An 18935-nucleotide genomic window follows, 5' to 3' on the forward strand; every position below is an offset into this window, starting at 1 on the left:
TGAAGCTAGTTGCCCATGAACAGCGTCCAGATCGCGGATGAGACCTTCATTTGCGCCGATCCTGCCGATGTCGGGCGTGCCGTGGCCGATGCCGTCGACTGGCGGCGCTGGTGGCCGGACTTGCAGCTCACGGTCATCGAGGACCGGGCCGAGAAGGGACAGCGCTGGACCGTGGCCGGCGCCCTGACCGGCACCATGGAAGTCTGGCTCGAAGAGGTGCTCGACGGCGTGATCCTGCATTACTTCCTGCATGCTGAACCCGCGGGCGCCGCGGCATGGGAGCTGGCCAAGATGGATCTGGCCAAGATGAATCATCGGCGCCGGGTGGCGGGCAAGGTGATGGCGTTCGAGCTCAAGCAGCGGTTGGAGGCATCCCGGCCGATCGGGGTTTCCCGCCTGGCCTGACAATGGGTCGCAAACGATTCGGGGGAGTAGATTTCTCCGCGAGAGCGGTAGCTCCGTGTGGCGGGGAGAAGGGCGTGCAGTGGCCGACAAGACGGCGCAGACCATCTATATCGAGGCCGATCCATCGACGGTGATCGACGTCATCGCCGATATCGAGTCCTATCCGGAGTGGGTGGCCGAATACAAGGAGACCGAGGTTCTCGAAGTCTATGAGAACGGCCTGCCGAAAAAGGCCCGGCTGGTACTCGATGCGGCGGTGCTCAAGGACACCATGGTGTTGTCCTACGTGTGGCCCGCCGACCGCACATCGGTGAGTTGGACGCTGGTGTCGAGTTCGTTGCTGCGTGCGCTGGATGGCACATATCGGCTGGCGCCCAAGGGATCCGGTACGGATGTCACCTATGAACTTTCGGTCGATCTGATCATCCCGATGATCGGGCTGCTCAAGCGGAAGGCTGAGCGGCGGCTCACCGACACCGCGTTGAAAGACCTCAAGAAGCGAGTCGAGGTGCACTGACCTGAGCGGTGATCGTGCGCGGATCAGCCTGTTCGTCGGTAAGGGCGGGGTGGGCAAGTCGACGCTGGCAACCGCGACCGCGGTGCGTGACGCCCGAGCCGGGCTACGCGTGCTCATCGTCTCGACCGACCAGGCGCATTCGACGGGTGACGTGCTCGGCACGGTGCTGAGCCCGACTGGGCAACGAGCCCCCACCAGGGTCTTGGCCGACGACGCCGATATCGGTGGCGGATTCCTGGATGCGCTGGCGCTTGACACCCTGGCTCTGCTGGAGGCCCACTGGGTCGAGATCGCCGCCGTGCTCTCGGCGCGGTTCGGTGAATCGGATCTGGGCGATGTTGCGCCCGAGGAGCTTTCGGCGCTGCCCGGAATTCAGGAAGTGCTCGGTCTGTACGAGGTGGGTGAACTCGCCGCATCAGGTCGGTGGGACCACGTCGTGGTGGACTGCGCCTCGACGGCCGATGCGTTGCGGATGCTCACGCTGCCGGCTGCGTTCGGGCTGTACCTAGAGCGGGCCTGGCCTCGGCACCGCCGGTTGTCCGGCGGTGCCGATGATCCCGCGACGACAGCCATCGTGGCGTTGCTGGAGCGCATCGACGCCGGCGTCTCCGAACTCGGGGCCATGATCACCGACGGCATCCGGGTGAGCGCCCATCTGGTGCTCACGGCAGAACGTGTGGTCGCCGCCGAGGCGGTGCGCACACTGGGTTCGCTGGCGCTGATGGGTGTTGGTGTGGCGGAAGTCATCGTCAATCAGGTTTTGGTGCAGGATGATTCGTTCGAATACTCGAACCTTCCGGCGCATCCGGCGTTCGACTGGTACTCCGAGCGGATCGCCGAGCAGCAGGCGGTGCTCGACGAACTCGACGCGAACATCGGCGACGTGCAGCTCGTGATGGTGCCGCACCTCCCAGGTGAACCGATAGGCCCCAAGGCGTTGGGGGAGCTGTTGGAGTGCGCTCGCAGGCGTGACGGGTCGCCGCCGCCGGAGCCGTTGCGCCCGGTGGTGGACCGGGAATCAGGCTCTGGGCTCGAGGCGGTATACCGGCTGCGGCTAGAGTTGCCGCAGGTCGACTCATCCGCGCTGACGCTTGGCCGGGTCGACGACGACTTGATCATCGGTGTTTCAGGTGTGCGACGCCGGGTTCGGTTGGCGTCCGTGCTGCGGCGGTGCACCGTGGCGGGCGCGCAGTTGCGAGGCAGTGAGCTGACGGTGCGATTTCGACCGAACCCGGAGGTATGGCCTGTATGAGTGGGTCTCATCCCGACCTGGGCCCGGAACTACGGCAGCTGGCGCAGGCCATCCTGGACCGCATCGACCCTGCAGTGCGGCTCGCAGCGGCCGGGTTGGCGGCAAGTGCTGCCGGAGAACCGGGCAAATGCCAGCAGGTGTGGTGCCCGGTGTGTGCGCTGGTGGCGTTGATCAACGGTGAAGAGCATCCGCTGCTAGGGGTCGTCGCGGAGCACAGCGTGGCGCTGTTGACGGTGGTTCGGGCGATGCTCGACAACGATGGCGAGGACCCGACTGGACCGCCAGAACCTGACGGCGGGTCGGATACTCCGCCGCCCGACGGTGCGCCATCATCAGGGCCCGGCCGGTACCAGCGTATTTCCGTCACTGTGGAGGATTGAGACCGTCTCCGCGGACGGGCGGTCCGGTGGTAGGCGCCACGACCCCTGGGTACAGTTGTCCGAGAGCATCCGATGGGGAGGGTCCATGTGGTACTGGCTTTTCAAGTTCATCTTCATGGGACCCTTGCTGTTCCTCCTCGGTCGACCGAAAGTCACTGGGCTTGAACATGTTCCGACGTCGGGTGCGGTGATCCTGGCCAGCAACCATCTGGCGGTGGCAGACAGTTTCTACCTGCCGCTCGTGGTCAGTCGCCGGATCACCTTCTTGGCCAAGGCGGAGTACTTCACCGGAACGGGTATCAAAGGCTGGTGCACCAGGTGGTTCTACACGGTGGCCGGTCAGGTGCCGATCGACCGCACCGATGCCGATTCGGCGCAGAGTGCGTTGAGGACCGCGGAGCGGATCCTCAGCGAGGGCAAGTTGCTCGGGATGTACCCCGAGGGCACGCGGTCCCCGGATGGTCGGCTGTACAAGGGCAAGACAGGTCTGGCTCGGCTGGCGCTGGAGACCGGCGTTCCGGTGATTCCGGTCGCGATGGTCGGGACCGATGTGGTCAATCCGCCCGGAAGCAAGATGTGGCGGTTCGGCCGGGTCGAGGTGCGCATCGGTAAGCCGATGGATTTCAGTCGGTTCGACGGACTGGCCGGCAATCGTTTCATCGAGCGCGCCGTGATCGACGAGGTGATGTACGAGCTGATGGGCCTGTCGGGCCAGGAATACGTCGATCTCTACGCCGCCGACGTCAAGGAGAACGCTCCGAGCGCTGCGGTGGGCAATCCGGCGGCGCGACTCCCGCAGGCAGCCGCCGGCTGAGCCGGCAGTTCAGTGATAGGACGCGACAGTCGCTTCGGCGGTCCGGTTCCCGGTGCGGCTCGCCGACGTCAGCCCCGTCACGACGATCACGGCCAGTGCCCACCACACGTAGGAGCAGCCGACCAGCTGCCGCCACAGTGACGCCGCGGTCTCGTGGTGCGGGGACATCAACGTGATGGGCGTCCAGATCATCAACGCGATCCCGGCCGCCGTCACCACGGCGAGCAGGGTATTGCGCCGACGGTAGGCGGTTATACCCGTCACCAGCAGGGCAGGCAGGGTCCAGACCCAGTGGTGCGACCACGACACCGGGGAGACGACCAGCCCGAACATCGCCACGCAGATCAATGCCAGCATCGACGAGGCGTCGGCCTCGTCAGGATTGCCCGTGGCGACGCGTAGTGATCGGCGAGCGGCCCACACGGTCAGCGCCAGCACCGCGAGGCAGGCCAGTACCCACAGCACGAACCGTGGCTCCTCGCTGAGCCCAAGGCGAGCCAGTACGCCTGCGATGTTCTGGTTGGTGTTCAGCGTGGCGGTGCCGATGCGGTCGGTGTTGCGGACGGTTTCGGTCCAGTACTCCTTGGAGTCCCTGGCGGCCAGTGCGAAACCGGCGAGTGTGGCGATGATGGTCGAGCCGGCGGTCCACAACAGCGTGCGGACGTCGCGGCGCAGCAGGAAGTACAGCAGGAACACGGCAGGGGTGAGTTTGACTGCGATGGCCAGGCCCAGCAGGATGCCGCGTGGCCATGGAGTGCGGCGCGGTACGCAGTCGGCGATGACCAGCGTCATCAGCACGACGTTGATCTGGCCGAACTCGAAGTTTGACCGGATCGGTTCGAGGTAGATCACCGAGGGCGCGACCACCGCGGCTGCCAGCCAGCAGCGGCGCAGCCAGGCCGGTTCGGACGTGACCGTGGTGTGTGGCCACACATTCAACCTGGTCAGCACCATGACGGTCGAGGCGATCAGCAGCACCAGCGTCGTCAGCGTGATCGCGGCGCTGGCGGCAGGCAGTGGCAGCCAGGCGAACGGCGCGAACGAGATGGCCGCCAGCGGGGGATAGGTGAACGGTAGATCCAGCCCACCCTGGGTGTGGAAGATCGCGCCGTCGGAGTACAGCGGCTGACCGTCCAACCAGGCCCGTCCACCCATCCGGTAGACGTCGATATCGATGCGGTAGGGAGTGTGTCCCAGCAGCTTGTAACCCGCCCAGGCCAGCGCCGACACAGTCAGCAGCTGGAAAACTCGCCATGCGATGGTCGGTGCCCAACCAGCCCAGCCGGGCGCCTGCCGCTTACTCATGTCGTCAACAGACTATCGGTGGCTACCGGACACGGGTGCATCCACGGCCCTGAGGCGCTCCGCCCGAGCGTAAGTTTTCTCAGCGTGCAGGTAACCGCCCATCTCAATCTCGTGACTGGCGATCGCCTGCCCTTGCTGTGTTGTCTGGTGGCGTTCATTCTCACCTTTTTCGTCACCAGAATCGTGGTGCGTTACATCCGTCGGCACGCACACAGTGACAAGCCGCCCAAATGGTGGCAGCCCCGCAATATCGGGCACGGCACGTTGCACATTCACCACATGGTGATCGGAATCGTCCTGGTGATGGTCTCTGGGGTCACGATGGTCACGCTGGCGGTCAGCGGCGGGGTCCCCGAGTTCACCGTGGCGTCGACCTTCTTCGGCATCGGTGCGGCGCTGGTGCTCGATGAGTTCGCGCTGATCCTGCACCTCTCCGACGTGTACTGGGAGGAGGATGGCCGCACTTCGGTCGATGCGGTGTTCGCCGCGGTTGCCGTCGCCGGATTGTTGATCCTGGGTTTCAATCCGCTGTCGTTCTTCGATATCAATATCTGGCGCACGGATCAGACCGTGCTCGCCCGGGCGGTCGTTGTGGTGGTTGCGGTTGTGACCCTGCTCCTCGCGGTCGTGGTGTTGCTCAAAGGCAAGGTGTGGACCGGATTGGTGGGTATGTTCATCACCCCGTTGCTGTTCGTCGGGGCTATCAGGTTGTCGCGGCCGCATGCGCCATGGGCGCGCTGGCGCTACACCACAAGGCCCCGCAAGATGCATCGCGCGCTGGAACGGGAGCGCTGGCTGCGCCGTCCCGTCGTGCAGGCCAAGCTGTGGGTGCAGGACACGATCGCGGGGATTCCGAAGTTTCCCGATGACGCCGAGGTCGACAAGCAGCTGGATCGGGAGATCCACGCCGCACCGGCGCCGGGGCAGGCGGCCTGATGCGCTATTTCTACGACACCGAGTTCATCGACGACGGTCGCACCATCGACTTGATCTCGGTCGGGGTGGCCGCCGAGGACGGTCGCGAATATTACGCGATCTCGACGGAATTCAATCCGGACCGGGCCGGCACTTGGGTGCGCAAGCACGTGCTGCCCAAGCTGCCGTCGCCGTCCTCGAAGCTGTGGCGGTCCCGTCGTCAGATCCGTTCGGAGCTGGAGGACTTCTTCGGCGTCGACGGTGACGAGCCCATCGAACTGTGGGCCTGGGTGGGTGCCTACGACCATGTGGTGCTGTGTCAGCTGTGGGGTCCGATGACCGACTTGCCGCGGGCCATCCCGCGGTTCACCCGGGAGCTGCGCCAGTTCTGGGAGGACCGGGGCTCGCCGAGGATGCCGCCGCGACCGAGCGATGCGCACGACGCACTCGTCGACGCCCGGCACAATCTGGAAAGGTTCCGCATGATGACCGGGTTTGCCCCGGCACCGCGTCTCGAGGTCACGCAGGCCGCGGAAACAGGCGCTCACCGGCGGCTACCATGAACGGGTGAACTGGACCGTCGACATTCCCATCGAGCAGCTGCCGCCGTTGCCGCCGTTGACAGACGAGCTGCGGGAGCGCCTGGACGCGGCCCTGGCCCGGCCGGCCGCTCAGCAGCCGAACTGGGACGCCAATGCCGCCAAGGCCATGCGCACGGTCCTGGAGAGTGTGCCACCGGTCACCGTGCCGTCGGAGATCGAAAAGCTCAAGGGCCTGCTCGCCGACGTCGCGCTCGGCAAGGCGTTCCTGCTGCAGGGCGGCGACTGTGCCGAGACGTTCGTCGACAACACCGAACCTCATATCCGGGCCAACATCCGCACGCTGCTGCAGATGGCCGTCGTGCTGACGTACGGCGCGAGCCTGCCGGTGGTGAAGGTGGCCCGGATCGCCGGGCAGTACGCCAAGCCGCGCACGACCGAGATGGACGCGCTCGGTCTGAAGTCCTACCGCGGTGACATGATCAACGGGTTCGCCCCGGATGCCGCGGTCCGCGACCACGACCCATCCCGGCTGGTGCGGGCCTACGCCAACGCGAGTGCGGCGATGAACATGGTGCGCGCGCTGACCTCTTCGGGGCTGGCCTCGCTGCACCTGGTCCACGACTGGAATCGCGAGTTCGTCCGAACCTCGCCGGCCGGAGCCCGCTACGAGGCGCTCGCCGGCGAGATCGACCGCGGGTTGCGGTTCATGTCGGCCTGCGGGGTGGCCGATCGGAACCTGCAGACCGCCGAGATCTTCGCCAGCCACGAGGCGCTGGTGCTGGACTACGAACGCGCGATGCTGCGGCTGTCCGACGAACTGGACGGCACGCCCAGGCTGTACAACCAGTCCGCGCACTATCTGTGGATCGGCGAGCGTACCCGCCAGCTCGACGGTGCACACATTGCGTTCGCGGAGGTGATCGCCAACCCGATCGGGGTGAAGCTCGGGCCGACCACCTCGCCGGAGCTTGCCGTGGAGTACGTCGAGCGGCTCGACCCGCACAACGAGCCGGGCCGGCTGACGCTGGTGACCCGGATGGGCAACAACAAGGTTCGCGATCTGCTACCGCCGATAATCGAGAAGGTGCAGGCCACCGGGCATCAGGTGGTCTGGCAGTGCGATCCGATGCACGGCAATACCCACGAGTCGTCGACCGGTTACAAGACCCGGCATTTCGACCGCATCGTCGATGAGGTGCAGGGCTTCTTCGAAGTGCACCATGCGCTCGGTACGCATCCGGGTGGTATCCACGTCGAGATCACCGGTGAGAATGTCACCGAATGTCTCGGTGGGGCACAGGACATTTCGGACTCGGACCTGGCCGGTCACTATGAGACGGCCTGCGATCCGCGGCTGAACACCCAGCAGAGTCTCGAGCTGGCGTTCCTCGTCGCGGAGATGTTGCGCGACTAGGTAATTCGGCTAGATCAGCGTGGCGATGTTGCTGCCGAGCGTCCACGCCCCGGCGGCGACCAGACCGGTGAGTGTCAGTACGGCGATCACCCAGAAGGCCAGTGCGCGTTTGGCGCGCTGCTGCGCCCAGTAGAACTCGCTCATCTCGATTCCCGCGAATTGCTTTGCTGCTGCGGGGTATTCAGCGTATTCGGCAGGAATCGGATCCCAGTCCTGCTCGCGGGTGAGTTCGCGAGTGAGTTGCCGGGGCGGCACCGAGACGGGTGACGGGCTGGGGGACGGCGACGACGTCACTTCCGTGCGTGCGCCCTGACGGCTGTGCGTGCGCGTCTCCGCCAGGTGCTGCGCAGAGTTGTGTGGCGCCGGAACCCGGAAAGCGGGCAACTCGAGTTCGTCGACGATGGTCTGCAGATGGTCGCCCATCTCGTCGGCGTCGGCGTAGCGGTCCGCGGGGTCTCGGGCCGTGGCCCGGCGCACCAGATCGTCGAATTCCGCGGGCACCCCGGCGATTACGGTGCTCGGTGGCCGAACGTCATGGTCCAGCCGCTGGTAGGCGACCGCTAGTGCGGTGTCGCCCGTGAACGGTGTGACTCCGGTCAGCAGTTCGTAGGTCAGGACGCCGACCGCGTAGACGTCGCTGCGCGGGTCGGCGTCACCGGTGCCGACCTGCTCGGGTGACAGGTACGCCGCGGTGCCCAGAATCACGCTGGTCGAAGTGATCTTGGCTTCGGCGATGGCGCGGACGAGCCCGAAATCGGCGATCTTCACATCACCGTCATCGGAGATCAGCACATTCTCCGGCTTGATGTCGCGGTGCACCAGGCCGGCCCGGTGTGCGACGGCGAGCCCGCCCAGCACCGGAGTCAGGACGGCGGCCACCGCGTGCGGCGGCATCGGGCCCCGCTCGGTCAGCAACTCGCGCAGTGTCCCGCCCTCTATGAGCTCCATGACGAGAAAAGGCGGCTGATGGGCAGTGCCCCCGCCGCCCTGGTCATAGACCGCCACGAGGCCGGGGTGGGTCAGCCGGGCCACCGCGCGTGCCTCGCGCTGGAACCTCGTCAGGAAATGGGCGTCACCGGCGTACCGGGAGTCCATGACCTTCAGGGCCACCGGACGGTCCAGTCGGGTGTCGAGCCCGCGGTACACCGTCGACATCCCGCCGGTGGCAATCGGGGTCTGAACCTGGTATCGCCTGTCCAGCACGGTGCCGACGAGCGGGTCCGATTGCTGGTTGGCCTCCACCGAACACATGTTACGAGTCGCCAGAGTGGTCCTAGAATCAGTGCGGTGAGCAGCATTCCGGCCGCCGATGACGTTCTGGATCCCGGCGAAGCCGTCTATGACCTTCCTACAGTCGCCGACCTGCTCGGCATTCCGGTCGCCAAGGTGCATCAACAGCTGCGTGAGGGCCACCTCATCGCGGTGCGGCGCGACGGGACGATCGTGGTGCCCAAGATCTTCTTCGACGGCACCGGGCATGTGGTGAAATCCTTGCCCGGTCTGCTCGTGGTGCTGCGCGACGGTGGTTACCGCAACACCGAGATCGTGCGGTGGCTGTTCGCCCCGGACTCGTCGCTGACAATCAGCCGGGATGGGTCGACCGATCGGCAGGTCAACGCGCGTCCGGTCGACGCACTGCATTCGCATCAGGCCCGCGAGGTGGTCCGCCGGGCCCAGGCAATGGCTTACTAGGCTCCGCCGCACCGTGAGCGTGCGTGTCTGCGCGCGACGCGCAGGGTTATGCCGTCATTGCGCGCACCATCGTCTCGCGTGAGGGTGCGCGGGGTGCTGACGGTCAGCGGCGCGCCGGGCAGCAGACACGCACGCTCGGCGGAACTAGGCCGCCGCGGGCTCGGGTTCGTCAGCTCCCGCGGTGTTCGGCTCCGGCGCCCGATACAGCGAGTACCAGGCCACCGCGGCACACGCCGTGGTGAGCAGCACATGGGCCCACGAATACATGCCGTGGGCGCCATCGGGTTTCCACATTACCGTGATCCAGGTGGAGAACCCGGCGATCGCCGCGATCGCGGGCCGGGTCTGGATCAACGCGGCCGCCACCGCCAGCGGCCAGGTGTAGTACCAGGGCAGCGCAGCCGGCACGAACAACACCACGACGACCATCGCGAGCGCGATACCGGTAAGCGCTTCCCGGTCGGTGTGCCGGAACCGCCACCACAACAGCGGCAGAGCGATCACGATCACGACGATCCCGATGATCCGTGCCACCTCGAGCACCGCGTAGAAGTTCACCGGGAAGACCAGGCCGCCGATGGCGTTGATGAGATTCGACGCCGCAGTCGGCACCGTCAGCCAGTTGATGATCTTCACTGAGCCGGCCAACGCTGTCAGCCAACCCAGCCCGACCCCGGCCGCGAGTGACAGCACCGCGAACACCGCCACGAAGATCAGCGCCGACGCTGCCGTGGCCAGTGCAAACGCCCGCAGCCGGGGCAGATCGCGTCTGTCCCGCAGTTGCCGCATCCACACCCAGACCAGGAACGGGAGGGCAAGTCCCGCGGTGGCTTTCACCGCGACCGCCACCGCGATGAGACTGACACCCCACACCGGCCGACCGGCGAAGGTCAGCGCGATCGCGGCCATCATCAGCCCGACCATCAGCATCTCGTTGTGTACGCCGCCCATCAGCTGAATGATCACCAGCGGGTTGAGCACGCAGATCCACAGCGATGCAGCCCCGTTGGCGCCGACGTGGCGGGCCACGCGTGGAGCCGCCCAGATCAACAGCACTAGGCCGGGCAGCATGCACAACCGCAGCAGCATGGTGCCCGAGACGATATTGTTGCCCACCAACATCGTGACGAACTTTGCGACGAGGATGAAGGCCGGACCGTACGGCGCGGTGGTAGTGGTCCAGATCGGACTGACGTCCTCCAGCAGGGAGTTCGGGTTGTCCACCGGCCCAACCACATAGGGATCGAGGCCGTCCCGCAGCAGCGCGCCCTGGGCCAGATACGAGTAGGTGTCTCGGCTGAACAACGGCACGCTCAGCAGCAGCGGAGCCAGCCAGAAACCCGTGGTGGCGATCATGGTGTATTCGGTTGCGGTCCGGTCGATCACCCGCCGGCCAAGCCACAGCCAGGCCCCGAGCATCAGTGCGACACCGATCCACAACAGCACCGACGAGATCACCAGGCCGTGGCCGAACCGCAACCAGGACAGGTGCATTGATTCCAGCAGGGGATCATGTAGCCGGGTGCTGCCCGCGCCGAGTCCGCCGATGGTCAGCAGTACCGCCCCGAGGAATCCCAGCCGCGCCTGCGCCCCCTGAGGTGACATGGCGAATCCGGCCAAGCGCGAAAGATGATGCATCAGACCGCTGTTCGAGGTCTCAGCGGCGGGGGGTGCGGTCATGCTGACCGGTTGGCGGCAAGCCGCGCCAGTTCGGCTATGCCGGCTTTGGCCTGGGTGTGCACGGGCGCGGCGGTCAGCGCTTCGAGTGCACGCCGGGTGAGCATCCCGATGTGCTGCTCCACGGCGGCCAGTGCGCCGACGGATTCGATGGCCAGGCGCAGCTCGCGCACCTGGGCATCCGTCAGCTCGGTGCCGATCGTGGTGCGCAGCAGTTTGGCGGCGACGGGGTCGGTCTTGTCGGCCAGTTCTAGTGCTTCGGCGAGCAGTACGGTGCGTTTGCCGGACCGCAGGTCGTCGCCGGAGGGTTTGCCCGTGACAGCGGGGTCACCGAACACCCCGAGAACGTCGTCGCGCAGCTGAAAGGCCACGCCGAGGTCGTTGCCGATCCGGTGGAAGATCTCCTGCACGTCGGGTCGGTCGGCGGCCGCGGCGGCGCCCAGCTGCAGTGGCCGGACCACGGTGTAGGACGCCGTCTTGTAGGTGTTGACGTTCATCGCCGAGGCTACCGATTCCGCACCGTTGGATTCCGCGACGATATCCAGGTATTGGCCGCCGAGCACCTCGGTGCGGATGTGTGCCCAGACATCCTGAACCCGCAGGTGGGCGTCGGCCGGCAGGTCGACGGTGGCCACGATGTCGTCGGCCCAGGCCAATGCCAGGTCACCGAGCAGGATCGCGGCCGACAGGCCGAACTGTTCGGAGGATCCGCGCCAGTGCCGCTCGCGGTGCCGTTCGGTGAACAGCCGGTGCACGGTCGGTAGGCCGCGCCGAGTCGCCGAATCGTCGATCACGTCGTCGTGGACCAGGGCACACGCCTGAAGCAGTTCCAGGGCCGCGAAAAGGCGCAACACCTCGCGACCGGCCGGGGAATCGGGAGAATCGGTGACCGCGCGCCAACCCCAGTAGGCGAACGCCGGGCGCAGCCGCTTGCCGCCGCGCAGCACGAACTCTTCGAGGGCCGCGGTCAGCTCGGCATATTCGGTGCCGATGTAGGCGCAGTCCTGTCGACGTTCCTGCAGGTATTCACGCAACTGTTCGGTCACGGCGCCGGCCAACTCGGCAGCCGACGGTGCCGCTGCTTCCACGCTCAGCGCCCTGCCCCTTTCGTGTGCTCGTGGCCCCCGCGGTGTCTTCAGAGTAGAGCCTGCCGCGGTCTTTTCCGGAACGCTTGCTCAGTCGCGCGCGGTCGCAGGCTCGCCCGGTTTCGGCGAGCGGTCCCGGCTGTTCCAGGCCAGCGCCCCGACGACACCAGCGACCACGACTGCACCCACCGCCAGCCAGATGGCGGCGGTGGTGAACGAGCGGGCGCTCGGATCGGTGTAGCGGGCCTGGGCGTTCATCGTGCTCACCACGCCCGGCCGCAGTTTCCACTCCACGATCGAGGAGCTCACTCGGGAACCGTTGGTGGAGGTCACCTCGCCGGGGAAGGACACCGTCAGCAACACGTCGGCCTGCGGGTCGTTGAGGGTGGTGAGGTCGACGCGTCCCTCGAGAATGACGAGCTGGCCGGCGCGCCGCAGCGAGATGTCCGCGCCCGCCGCGTCGCGGTTCATCGCGGCCAGTTGCGGCAGCTCGGAGAAGCTGAGGTCGGAGAACACGGCCTCTGAGCCCACATAGTCGTCACGGCTGTACGGCGTAACCGACACCTTGGTGGCGAACGGCAGGTTGTTGAGCAGCTGCGGGCCCTTGTCGTTGGCGTCGCGGGGTTTGGCGGCGGCGATGATCTGGCCGGAGACACGGTCGTCGGGCGACACCGTGAGCGACGTGCGGACGCGAACGCAGCCCACGGCCATCGGCAGCACCAGCAGCAACAACATCAGCAGTGCCGGCAATCGGCTCCTGCGCCTGGGTCCTCCCGCACGTGGGGGGGACGGAATAGACCCCGCACGTGAGGAGGACCATATGAACCGCTTGCGCACCTGGTCATCGTGCCAGATGGGGCGGGGGTCACAGCGGTAGGGCGCGGCCCAGGACAGCGAAGGCGCGGGGGTCGCCCGCGAAGTGGTAACCACGGATGACGTCGGTGAATCCCAGGCGGCGGTACAGCCGCCAGGCGCGGTTGGCCTCGCCGTTGATCTCCGGGGTGGACAGCAGCACGTGGGTTTCTGTGCGGCCGTTGAGCAGGCGTCTGGTCAGTGCTTCGCCCAGGCCCCGGCCCTGGGCCCCGGGCTCGATATGCAGTTCGGTCAACTCGAAATAGCTGGTCATCAACTCGTCGATGCGTGCCGGGTCGGCGCCGACCTGATGCAAGCCGGACACCACCTGCTGCTGCCACCATTGATCGGGTGCGCCGCAGTAGCCGTAGGCGATGCCGAGGAGTGGGGCAGCGGCCAACTCCTCGGCACTCGGCGTCGCGTCCTTGTCGGGGGTGGGCCGGGGGCCGGCGACTTCGACGGCGGCGACGCCTTTCCACCCCTGCCGCCGCGTGTGTTCCACCCACAACGACGCCCGCTGTTCCTCGGTTCCGCGCGGGTAGCGCATGGCGTCGACGTACACCCGCAGCGCTTCGGGGAGCCGGCGCTGCATGTCGTCCGGCGACAGATCGATGAGATACATCGCCAATTCCGTTGCCCTTCCCGCGGCGGTCGGTGTCGTCACACTCAATTATCGAAGTCATTATCCGGGCGATGAGGTGCTCGGTCCCGGTTGTGCGCAACGACATACAATCGACGACGAACGAGGTGGTACGGCTCGGATCGACCTCGTATCATTACTGTCAGGTGGCCGTGATGTCGGACACCCGAGGGTTTGGTCAGATTACTTCGGACAATGCGACGGCGGCGTCGGCAAGGAGGGACGAATGCCACTCTCCGATCATGAGCAGCGCATGCTCGATCAGATCGAGAGCGCGCTCTATGCCGAGGATCCCAAGTTCGCCTCGAGCGTTCGCGGTGGGAACTTACGCGCGCCTTCGGCGCGCCGCAGGCTGCAGGGTGCTCTGCTGTTCATCCTCGGCTTGGCAATGCTCGTCGTCGGTGTCGCCGTTAAGGCGACGATGATCGGCGGCTTCCCGGTCCTGTCGGTTCTCGGCTTCGTGGTGATGTTCGCGGGCGTGGTATTCGCCATCACCGGCCCGCGTGTCACGGGCGGACGTGACCACTCGGCTGCGGCGCCCGGTTCACCGCGGCAGCGCCGCCAGCGTGGTGGTTCGTTCACCAATCGCATGGAGGACCGTTTCCGCCGGCGCTTCGACGAGTAGGCCGGGATTCGTCAAGGGGTAGCCCACGTGGGCTACCCCTTTTTTGTGCGTCGAGTCGGCCGCCGACACGCCAGTACGCAGCCGTCGGTGGACACTTCCCCCACTTCGCCCCACTCTTCCTGCATGCTTATCGACCTGCGGGTTTTCTGTTAACGGCTGGCTCGCTCAGGGTAATTCACCCCAAGTGATCTCCTTGTAAATGGCATGTGTGGGGCTTCGCAACCAACTTGTGTCGTCAATGGGAGCAAAGTGGGGGATTGTGGGGTAAAGTGGCGTTCAACGGGGAGACCGGGAACCCCGTGTGGGAGGTGGCCAGATGTTTCTGGGCACCTACACGCCCAAGCTCGACGACAAGGGGCGGCTGACGCTGCCCGCCAAGTTCCGCGACGCGCTGGCAGGAGGACTGATGGTCACCAAGAGCCAAGATCACAGCCTCGCCGTCTACCCGCGCGACGAGTTCGAAAAGCTGGCCAGGCGTGCATCACAGGCCTCTCGGAGCAATCCGGAAGCCCGTGCGTTCCTGCGCAACCTGGCCGCCGCAACCGATGAGCAGCACCCCGACGCGCAAGGCCGGATCACCCTGTCGGCGGATCACCGTCGCTACGCGAACCTCTCGAAAGAGTGCGTGGTGATCGGGTCGGTCGACTACCTGGAGATCTGGGACGCCCAAGCCTGGCAGGAGTACCAGCAGACCCACGAAGAAAACTTCTCCGCGGCTACTGATGAAACTCTGCGCGACATCATTTGATTCGGACGTTGATTCGAACGAGGCCCGTGCGGCGTGGCCTCTGCCCGAGCCGGCCCTGGCGTACTTCCCCAACGCCAGGTCCATGGTTTCGGACAGAGACCTCGCCGCAGGGGCAGCCCTTACCGGAGGTGTTGGTGTGGTCTCGGACGTGGGTGACCACGGTCATATTCCGGTCCTGCTGGACCGCTGTGTCGAACTGCTCAGCCCCGCGCTGACCCGTCGCCACGGCGACGGATCCGACGCGGTGCTCATCGATGGCACTCTCGGCGCCGGCGGACATTCTGAACGGTTTCTCACCGAGTTTCCCGGTCTGCGGCTCATCGCTCTGGACCGTGACCCCAATGCCTTGGCCATCGCCGGTGCGCGACTGGCCCCCTTCGCCGACCGGGTGACATTCGTCCGCACCCGCTACGACGGCGTCGCTGCCGCCATGGCCCAAGCTGGTGCCGACCGGATCGACGGCATGCTGCTCGACCTGGGTGTGTCGTCGATGCAGCTCGATCAGGTGCAGCGGGGATTTTCCTACTCGGCCGACGCTCCGCTGGACATGCGCATGGATCCCGATGCCCGGCTGACTGCCGCCGAGATCCTCAACACCTATGACGCCAGGGAACTGGCGCGCATACTGCGCGACTTCGGTGAGGAGCGGTTCGCCAGCAGGATTGCCGACAAGGTCGTCAAGCGACGCGCCGAGCGCCCGTTCGAGACAACGGCCGAACTGGTCGAGCTGCTCTACGAGGCCATCCCCGCCCCGGCGCGACGGACCGGCGGGCACCCGGCCAAACGCACGTTCCAGGCGTTGCGCATCGCCGTCAACGGCGAGCTTGATTCGCTGCGGGCCGCGTTGCCTGCCGCATTGGCGGCGCTACGGCCGGGCGGACGCATCGTGGTGATGGCCTACCAGTCATTGGAGGACCGCATCGTCAAGAATGCGTTCGCCACCGCGACCGCATCACGCACGCCACCCGGTCTGCCCATCGAACTACCGGGCCACGAACCGGAATTCGTGTCCCTGACCCGAGGCGCCGAGCGAGCCTCCGCCGACGAGATCGAACGCAATCCACGTAGCGCCCCGGCGCGGCTGCGAGCACTGGAAAAGGTTGGGGGAAGGGGCGGCTCATGAAGACCAAGCGACCGGCACCGGCATCGGAGCACACGCGTCGACGCAACGCGCGCCAGCCGGCTCGGGCCGCGGCCCGACGTGCCACCGAGGCCCCGCCCCGCACCCGTAGACCCGGTACCGATCAGCGTCGCGTCGGGCCGGCACCGGCAACCGGTCCGATCCCGCGGCCCAAGACTCAGCCGGTGCGCCCCAAGAGCGCCAGTCAGGCCAAAGCCCGCGCCAAGGCACGGAAAGCCAAGGCGCCCAAGGTTATTCGTCCGCCGCTGCGGGAACGCCTGCTGGTCAGGCTGGCCTCGATCGAATTGAACCCGCGGGAGCTGATCGCCAGGGTCCCGTTCGTCGCCCTCGTGATCGCGGCGCTGGGCTTCGGGTTGGGGGTCACGCTGTGGCTCTCCACCGGTTCCGCCGAGCGGTCTTACGAGCTGGGCCATGCTCGGCAGATCACGCAGGGACTGCAGCAGCAGAAAGAGGCACTGGAGCGCGATGTGCTCGAGGCGCAGGCCGCGCCCGCACTGGCCGAGGCGGCGAGGAACCTGGGCATGATCCCGTCCCGCGACACCGCGCATCTGGTGCAGGATCCGACCGGGGGTTGGACGGTGGTAGGCACGCCGAAACCCGCCGAGGGTGTTCCGCCGCCCCCGATGAACGTTCCGCTGCCCGATCCGACCACGCCGCCGCCCGCCCCGCCCGCGCCACCGGCACCGCGTGTCGTCGATCCGCGTGAGGTGACCGTGCACATGCCGGAACCCGGTCAGGTACTGCCCGGGCAGCCCGCGCCGGCACCGCAAGTCGCCGCTCCTCCGGCAGCACCGCTGGTCGCCGCACCCGCTCCCGCACCCGCCGCCGCGCCGCTTCTGCCCGCGCCTGTCGCCGAGGCGCCGCCGGTCGTCGTACCTGCACCTGTCGCATCTGTTGCGGCCCCGGGTGCGCCCGTGGCCGGGGTGCCGCTGCCGCCGGGCCCGGCCCCCGGCGCCGAACAGCTTGCCCCGGCTGACGCCGCCGTCCCCGCACCGGCGGCATGAGGCGGCGGCCGCAGCCGCCCACGAAGGCGGACCAGACCGGCCAGGGGCGTCCGGCGCGGACCCGGCGGGTCCGTATCGCCCGGGAAAGCGGTTCGGGCAGTGGATCATTCATGTTTCGTCACCGCACCGGCAACATCGTCATCTTCGCCGTGCTGGCGATCGCGGTGGCTCAGCTGTTCAGCCTGCAGGTTCCGCGGGCGGCAGGCCTGCGGGCTGAGGCCGCCAGCCAGCTCAAGGTGACCGATGTCGAACCGGCACTGCGGGGCAGCATCGTCGACCGCAACGGCGACAAGCTGGCCTTCACCATCGAGGCCAGGGCACTGACCTTCCAGCCGGTCCGGATCCGCAAGCAACTGGCCGACGCCAAGGCCAAGTCGCCGAAGGCGCCAGATCCGGATCGCAGGCTTTCCGACATCGCCAACGAGGTGGCGACGCGGCTGAACAACAAGCCCGATGCGAAGACCGTGCTGCGCAAGCTGAAGAGCGACGACTCGTTCGTGTATCTGGCGCGAGCGGTCGATCCGTCGGTGGCCAACGCCATCATGGACAAGTTCCCCGAAGTGGGTTCGGAACGACAGGATCTGCGCCAGTACCCGGGTGGAGCCCTGGCGGCCAACATCGTCGGTGGTATCGACTGGGACGGCCACGGGCTGCTCGGGCTCGAGGATTCGCTTGACGCCGAACTGTCGGGCTCGGATGGGTCGCTCACCTATGACCGGGGTTCCGACGGGGTAGTGATCCCCGGCAGCTACCGCAACCGCCACGACGCGGTCAACGGGTCCACCGTGGAGCTGACGCTCGACGACGACATCCAGTACTACGTGCAGCAGCAAGTCCAGATGGCCAAGGATGCGTCCGGCGCCAAGAACGTCTCAGCGGTGGTGTTGGACTCGAAAACCGGTGAAGTGCTGGCGATGTCGAACGACAACACGTTCGACCCCTCCCAGGACATCGGTCGTCAGGGCGACCGACAGATGGGCAATCTGCCGGTGTCCTCCCCGTTCGAGCCGGGATCGGTCAACAAGATCATCACGGCGTCCACGGCGATCGAACTCGGCCTTACCACGCCCGACGAGGTGCTGCAGGTCCCCGGTTCGATCAACATGGGCGGGGTTACCGTCCGGGACGCTTGGAACCACGGTGTGATGCCGTACACCACGACAGGGGTCTTCGGGAAGTCGTCCAACGTCGGCACGCTGATGCTGGCTCAGCGGATCGGGCCAGACCGGTTCTACGACATGGTCCGTAAGTTCGGGCTGGGGCAGCGCACCAACGTCGGCCTACCCGGCGAGAGCTCTGGTCTGGTCCCCCCGATCGACCAGTGGTCGGGCAGCTCTTTTGCGAACCTGCCGATCGGCCAAGGTCTTTCGATGACGCTGCTGCAGATGACCTCGATGTACCAGACCATCGCCAACGACGGCGTGCGGGTGCCGCCGCGGATCATCAAGTCGACCATCGGCCCGGACGGCAGCCGCAAGGACGAGCCCCAGCCCGACGGAGTACGGGTGGTGTCGCCAGAGACCGCGCGCACGGTGCGCAACATGTTCCGCGCGATCGTGCAGCGCGATCCGATGGGCTACCAACAGGGCACGGGTCCGCAGGCCGCCGTGGAGGGCTACCAGATCGCCGGTAAGACCGGCACCGCCCAGCAGATCAACCCGGCCTGCGGCTGCTACTACGACGACGTCTACTGGATCACCTTCGCCGGTATGGCTCCGGCGGACAACCCGCGGTATGTGGTCGGCATCATGATGGACGCACCGCACCGCGCGGCGGACGGCTCGCCGGGGTCGTCGGCGGCACCACTGTTCCACAACATCGCCTCCTGGCTGCTGCAGCGCCACAATGTTCCTCTGTCGCCGGACCCTGGTCCACGACTGACGCTGCAGGCGACCTGACACGCAGATCGCCGGATCGGCGGTAGGTA

20 protein-coding genes are annotated in these 18935 nt (G+C 66.7%); 14 read left to right on the forward strand and 6 right to left on the reverse strand.

Annotation, left to right across the window (positions count from 1 at the left end; translation table 11 throughout):
• Positions 1-15: 15 nt before the first annotated feature.
• From B133_RS0104375 to B133_RS0104395, 5 genes are all read left to right on the forward strand, one after another.
• Complete coding sequence (locus B133_RS0104375) at positions 16-405, forward strand: hypothetical protein (protein WP_018599500.1); 390 nt, start codon at positions 16-18, stop codon at positions 403-405.
• Between the two features lie 79 nt (positions 406-484).
• On the forward strand, positions 485-922 hold the full coding sequence (locus tag B133_RS0104380) for an SRPBCC family protein (protein ID WP_018599501.1): 438 nt from the start codon (positions 485-487) through the stop codon (positions 920-922).
• A 1-nt stretch (position 923) separates the two neighbouring features.
• Positions 924-2174, forward strand: a complete 1251-nt coding sequence (locus B133_RS0104385) for an ArsA family ATPase (RefSeq protein WP_026255956.1) — start codon at positions 924-926, stop codon at positions 2172-2174.
• The gene (locus B133_RS0104390; protein WP_018599503.1) at positions 2171-2554 is read left to right on the forward strand and encodes a hypothetical protein; all 384 of its coding nucleotides are present in this window, start codon (positions 2171-2173) and stop codon (positions 2552-2554) included. The genes B133_RS0104385 and B133_RS0104390 overlap by 4 nt, the downstream gene beginning before the upstream one ends.
• Positions 2555-2639: 85 nt before the next feature.
• Positions 2640-3368 (forward strand): 1-acyl-sn-glycerol-3-phosphate acyltransferase, encoded by a 729-nt coding sequence (locus tag B133_RS0104395; protein WP_018599504.1) that lies wholly within the window; start codon positions 2640-2642, stop codon positions 3366-3368.
• Between the two features lie 9 nt (positions 3369-3377).
• Here the strand turns inward: B133_RS0104395 and B133_RS0104400 are convergent, their stop codons facing one another.
• A complete protein-coding gene (locus tag B133_RS0104400) occupies positions 3378-4673 on the reverse strand; it encodes a glycosyltransferase 87 family protein (protein ID WP_018599505.1) in 1296 nt (431 codons plus the stop codon).
• A gap of 84 nt (positions 4674-4757) precedes the next feature.
• On the opposite strand from B133_RS0104400, the gene B133_RS0104405 reads away from it, so the two are divergent.
• From B133_RS0104405 to B133_RS0104415, 3 genes are read left to right on the forward strand one after another with little or no spacing between them, the layout of a single operon-like run.
• On the forward strand, positions 4758-5609 hold the full coding sequence (locus B133_RS0104405; protein WP_026255957.1) for a hypothetical protein: 852 nt from the start codon (positions 4758-4760) through the stop codon (positions 5607-5609).
• Positions 5609-6151, forward strand: a complete 543-nt coding sequence (locus B133_RS0104410; RefSeq protein ID WP_018599507.1) for a polyadenylate-specific 3'-exoribonuclease AS — start codon at positions 5609-5611, stop codon at positions 6149-6151. The genes B133_RS0104405 and B133_RS0104410 overlap by 1 nt, the downstream gene beginning before the upstream one ends.
• 4 nt (positions 6152-6155) lie before the next feature.
• A complete protein-coding gene (locus B133_RS0104415; RefSeq protein ID WP_018599508.1) occupies positions 6156-7544 on the forward strand; it encodes a class II 3-deoxy-7-phosphoheptulonate synthase in 1389 nt (462 codons plus the stop codon).
• A gap of 9 nt (positions 7545-7553) precedes the next feature.
• Here the strand turns inward: B133_RS0104415 and B133_RS0104420 are convergent, their stop codons facing one another.
• Positions 7554-8795 carry a protein kinase gene (locus B133_RS0104420; RefSeq protein WP_018599509.1) on the reverse strand — a complete coding sequence of 414 codons (1242 nt, stop codon included), beginning with the start codon at positions 8793-8795 and terminating at the stop codon, positions 7554-7556.
• A gap of 36 nt (positions 8796-8831) precedes the next feature.
• Between B133_RS0104420 and B133_RS0104425 the strand changes: the two genes are divergently transcribed.
• The gene (locus B133_RS0104425; protein ID WP_018599510.1) at positions 8832-9236 is read left to right on the forward strand and encodes an Rv2175c family DNA-binding protein; all 405 of its coding nucleotides are present in this window, start codon (positions 8832-8834) and stop codon (positions 9234-9236) included.
• Between the two features lie 144 nt (positions 9237-9380).
• Here the strand turns inward: B133_RS0104425 and B133_RS0104430 are convergent, their stop codons facing one another.
• The 4 genes from B133_RS0104430 to B133_RS0104445 all read right to left on the reverse strand — a co-directional run bounded on the left by B133_RS0104430 (position 9381) and on the right by B133_RS0104445 (position 13478).
• The gene (locus B133_RS0104430; RefSeq protein WP_018599511.1) at positions 9381-10916 is read right to left on the reverse strand and encodes an alpha-(1->6)-mannopyranosyltransferase A; all 1536 of its coding nucleotides are present in this window, start codon (positions 10914-10916) and stop codon (positions 9381-9383) included.
• Positions 10913-12001: a bifunctional (2E,6E)-farnesyl/geranyl diphosphate synthase gene (idsA2, locus tag B133_RS0104435; RefSeq protein WP_018599512.1), complete on the reverse strand. Its 1089-nt coding sequence runs from the start codon at positions 11999-12001 to the stop codon at positions 10913-10915. Before idsA2 ends, B133_RS0104430 begins: the two co-directional genes overlap by 4 nt.
• Positions 12002-12088: 87 nt before the next feature.
• Positions 12089-12733 carry a DUF3153 domain-containing protein gene (locus B133_RS0104440; RefSeq protein WP_018599513.1) on the reverse strand — a complete coding sequence of 215 codons (645 nt, stop codon included), beginning with the start codon at positions 12731-12733 and terminating at the stop codon, positions 12089-12091.
• A gap of 130 nt (positions 12734-12863) precedes the next feature.
• The gene (locus B133_RS0104445) at positions 12864-13478 is read right to left on the reverse strand and encodes an N-acetyltransferase (protein ID WP_026255959.1); all 615 of its coding nucleotides are present in this window, start codon (positions 13476-13478) and stop codon (positions 12864-12866) included.
• Positions 13479-13716: 238 nt separating this feature from the next.
• On the opposite strand from B133_RS0104445, the gene B133_RS0104450 reads away from it, so the two are divergent.
• The 5 genes from B133_RS0104450 to B133_RS0104470 all read left to right on the forward strand — a co-directional run bounded on the left by B133_RS0104450 (position 13717) and on the right by B133_RS0104470 (position 18906).
• Positions 13717-14115 (forward strand): DUF3040 domain-containing protein, encoded by a 399-nt coding sequence (locus tag B133_RS0104450; RefSeq protein ID WP_018599515.1) that lies wholly within the window; start codon positions 13717-13719, stop codon positions 14113-14115.
• A 316-nt stretch (positions 14116-14431) separates the two neighbouring features.
• Entirely contained in the window at positions 14432-14863 is a 432-nt protein-coding gene (gene mraZ / locus B133_RS0104455) for a division/cell wall cluster transcriptional repressor MraZ (RefSeq protein ID WP_018599516.1), read from the forward strand.
• Complete coding sequence (gene rsmH, locus B133_RS0104460; RefSeq protein ID WP_198290976.1) at positions 14838-15986, forward strand: 16S rRNA (cytosine(1402)-N(4))-methyltransferase RsmH; 1149 nt, start codon at positions 14838-14840, stop codon at positions 15984-15986. The genes mraZ and rsmH overlap by 26 nt, the downstream gene beginning before the upstream one ends.
• Entirely contained in the window at positions 15983-17008 is a 1026-nt protein-coding gene (locus tag B133_RS0104465; protein WP_018599518.1) for a hypothetical protein, read from the forward strand. Before rsmH ends, B133_RS0104465 begins: the two co-directional genes overlap by 4 nt.
• Positions 17005-18906 (forward strand): penicillin-binding protein 2, encoded by a 1902-nt coding sequence (locus tag B133_RS0104470; RefSeq protein ID WP_018599519.1) that lies wholly within the window; start codon positions 17005-17007, stop codon positions 18904-18906. Before B133_RS0104465 ends, B133_RS0104470 begins: the two co-directional genes overlap by 4 nt.
• The last annotated feature ends 29 nt before the right edge of the window (positions 18907-18935 follow it).

It is taken from the genome of Mycobacterium sp. 155 (assembly GCF_000373905.1).
Taxonomy (GTDB): Bacteria; Actinomycetota; Actinomycetes; order Mycobacteriales; family Mycobacteriaceae; genus Mycobacterium.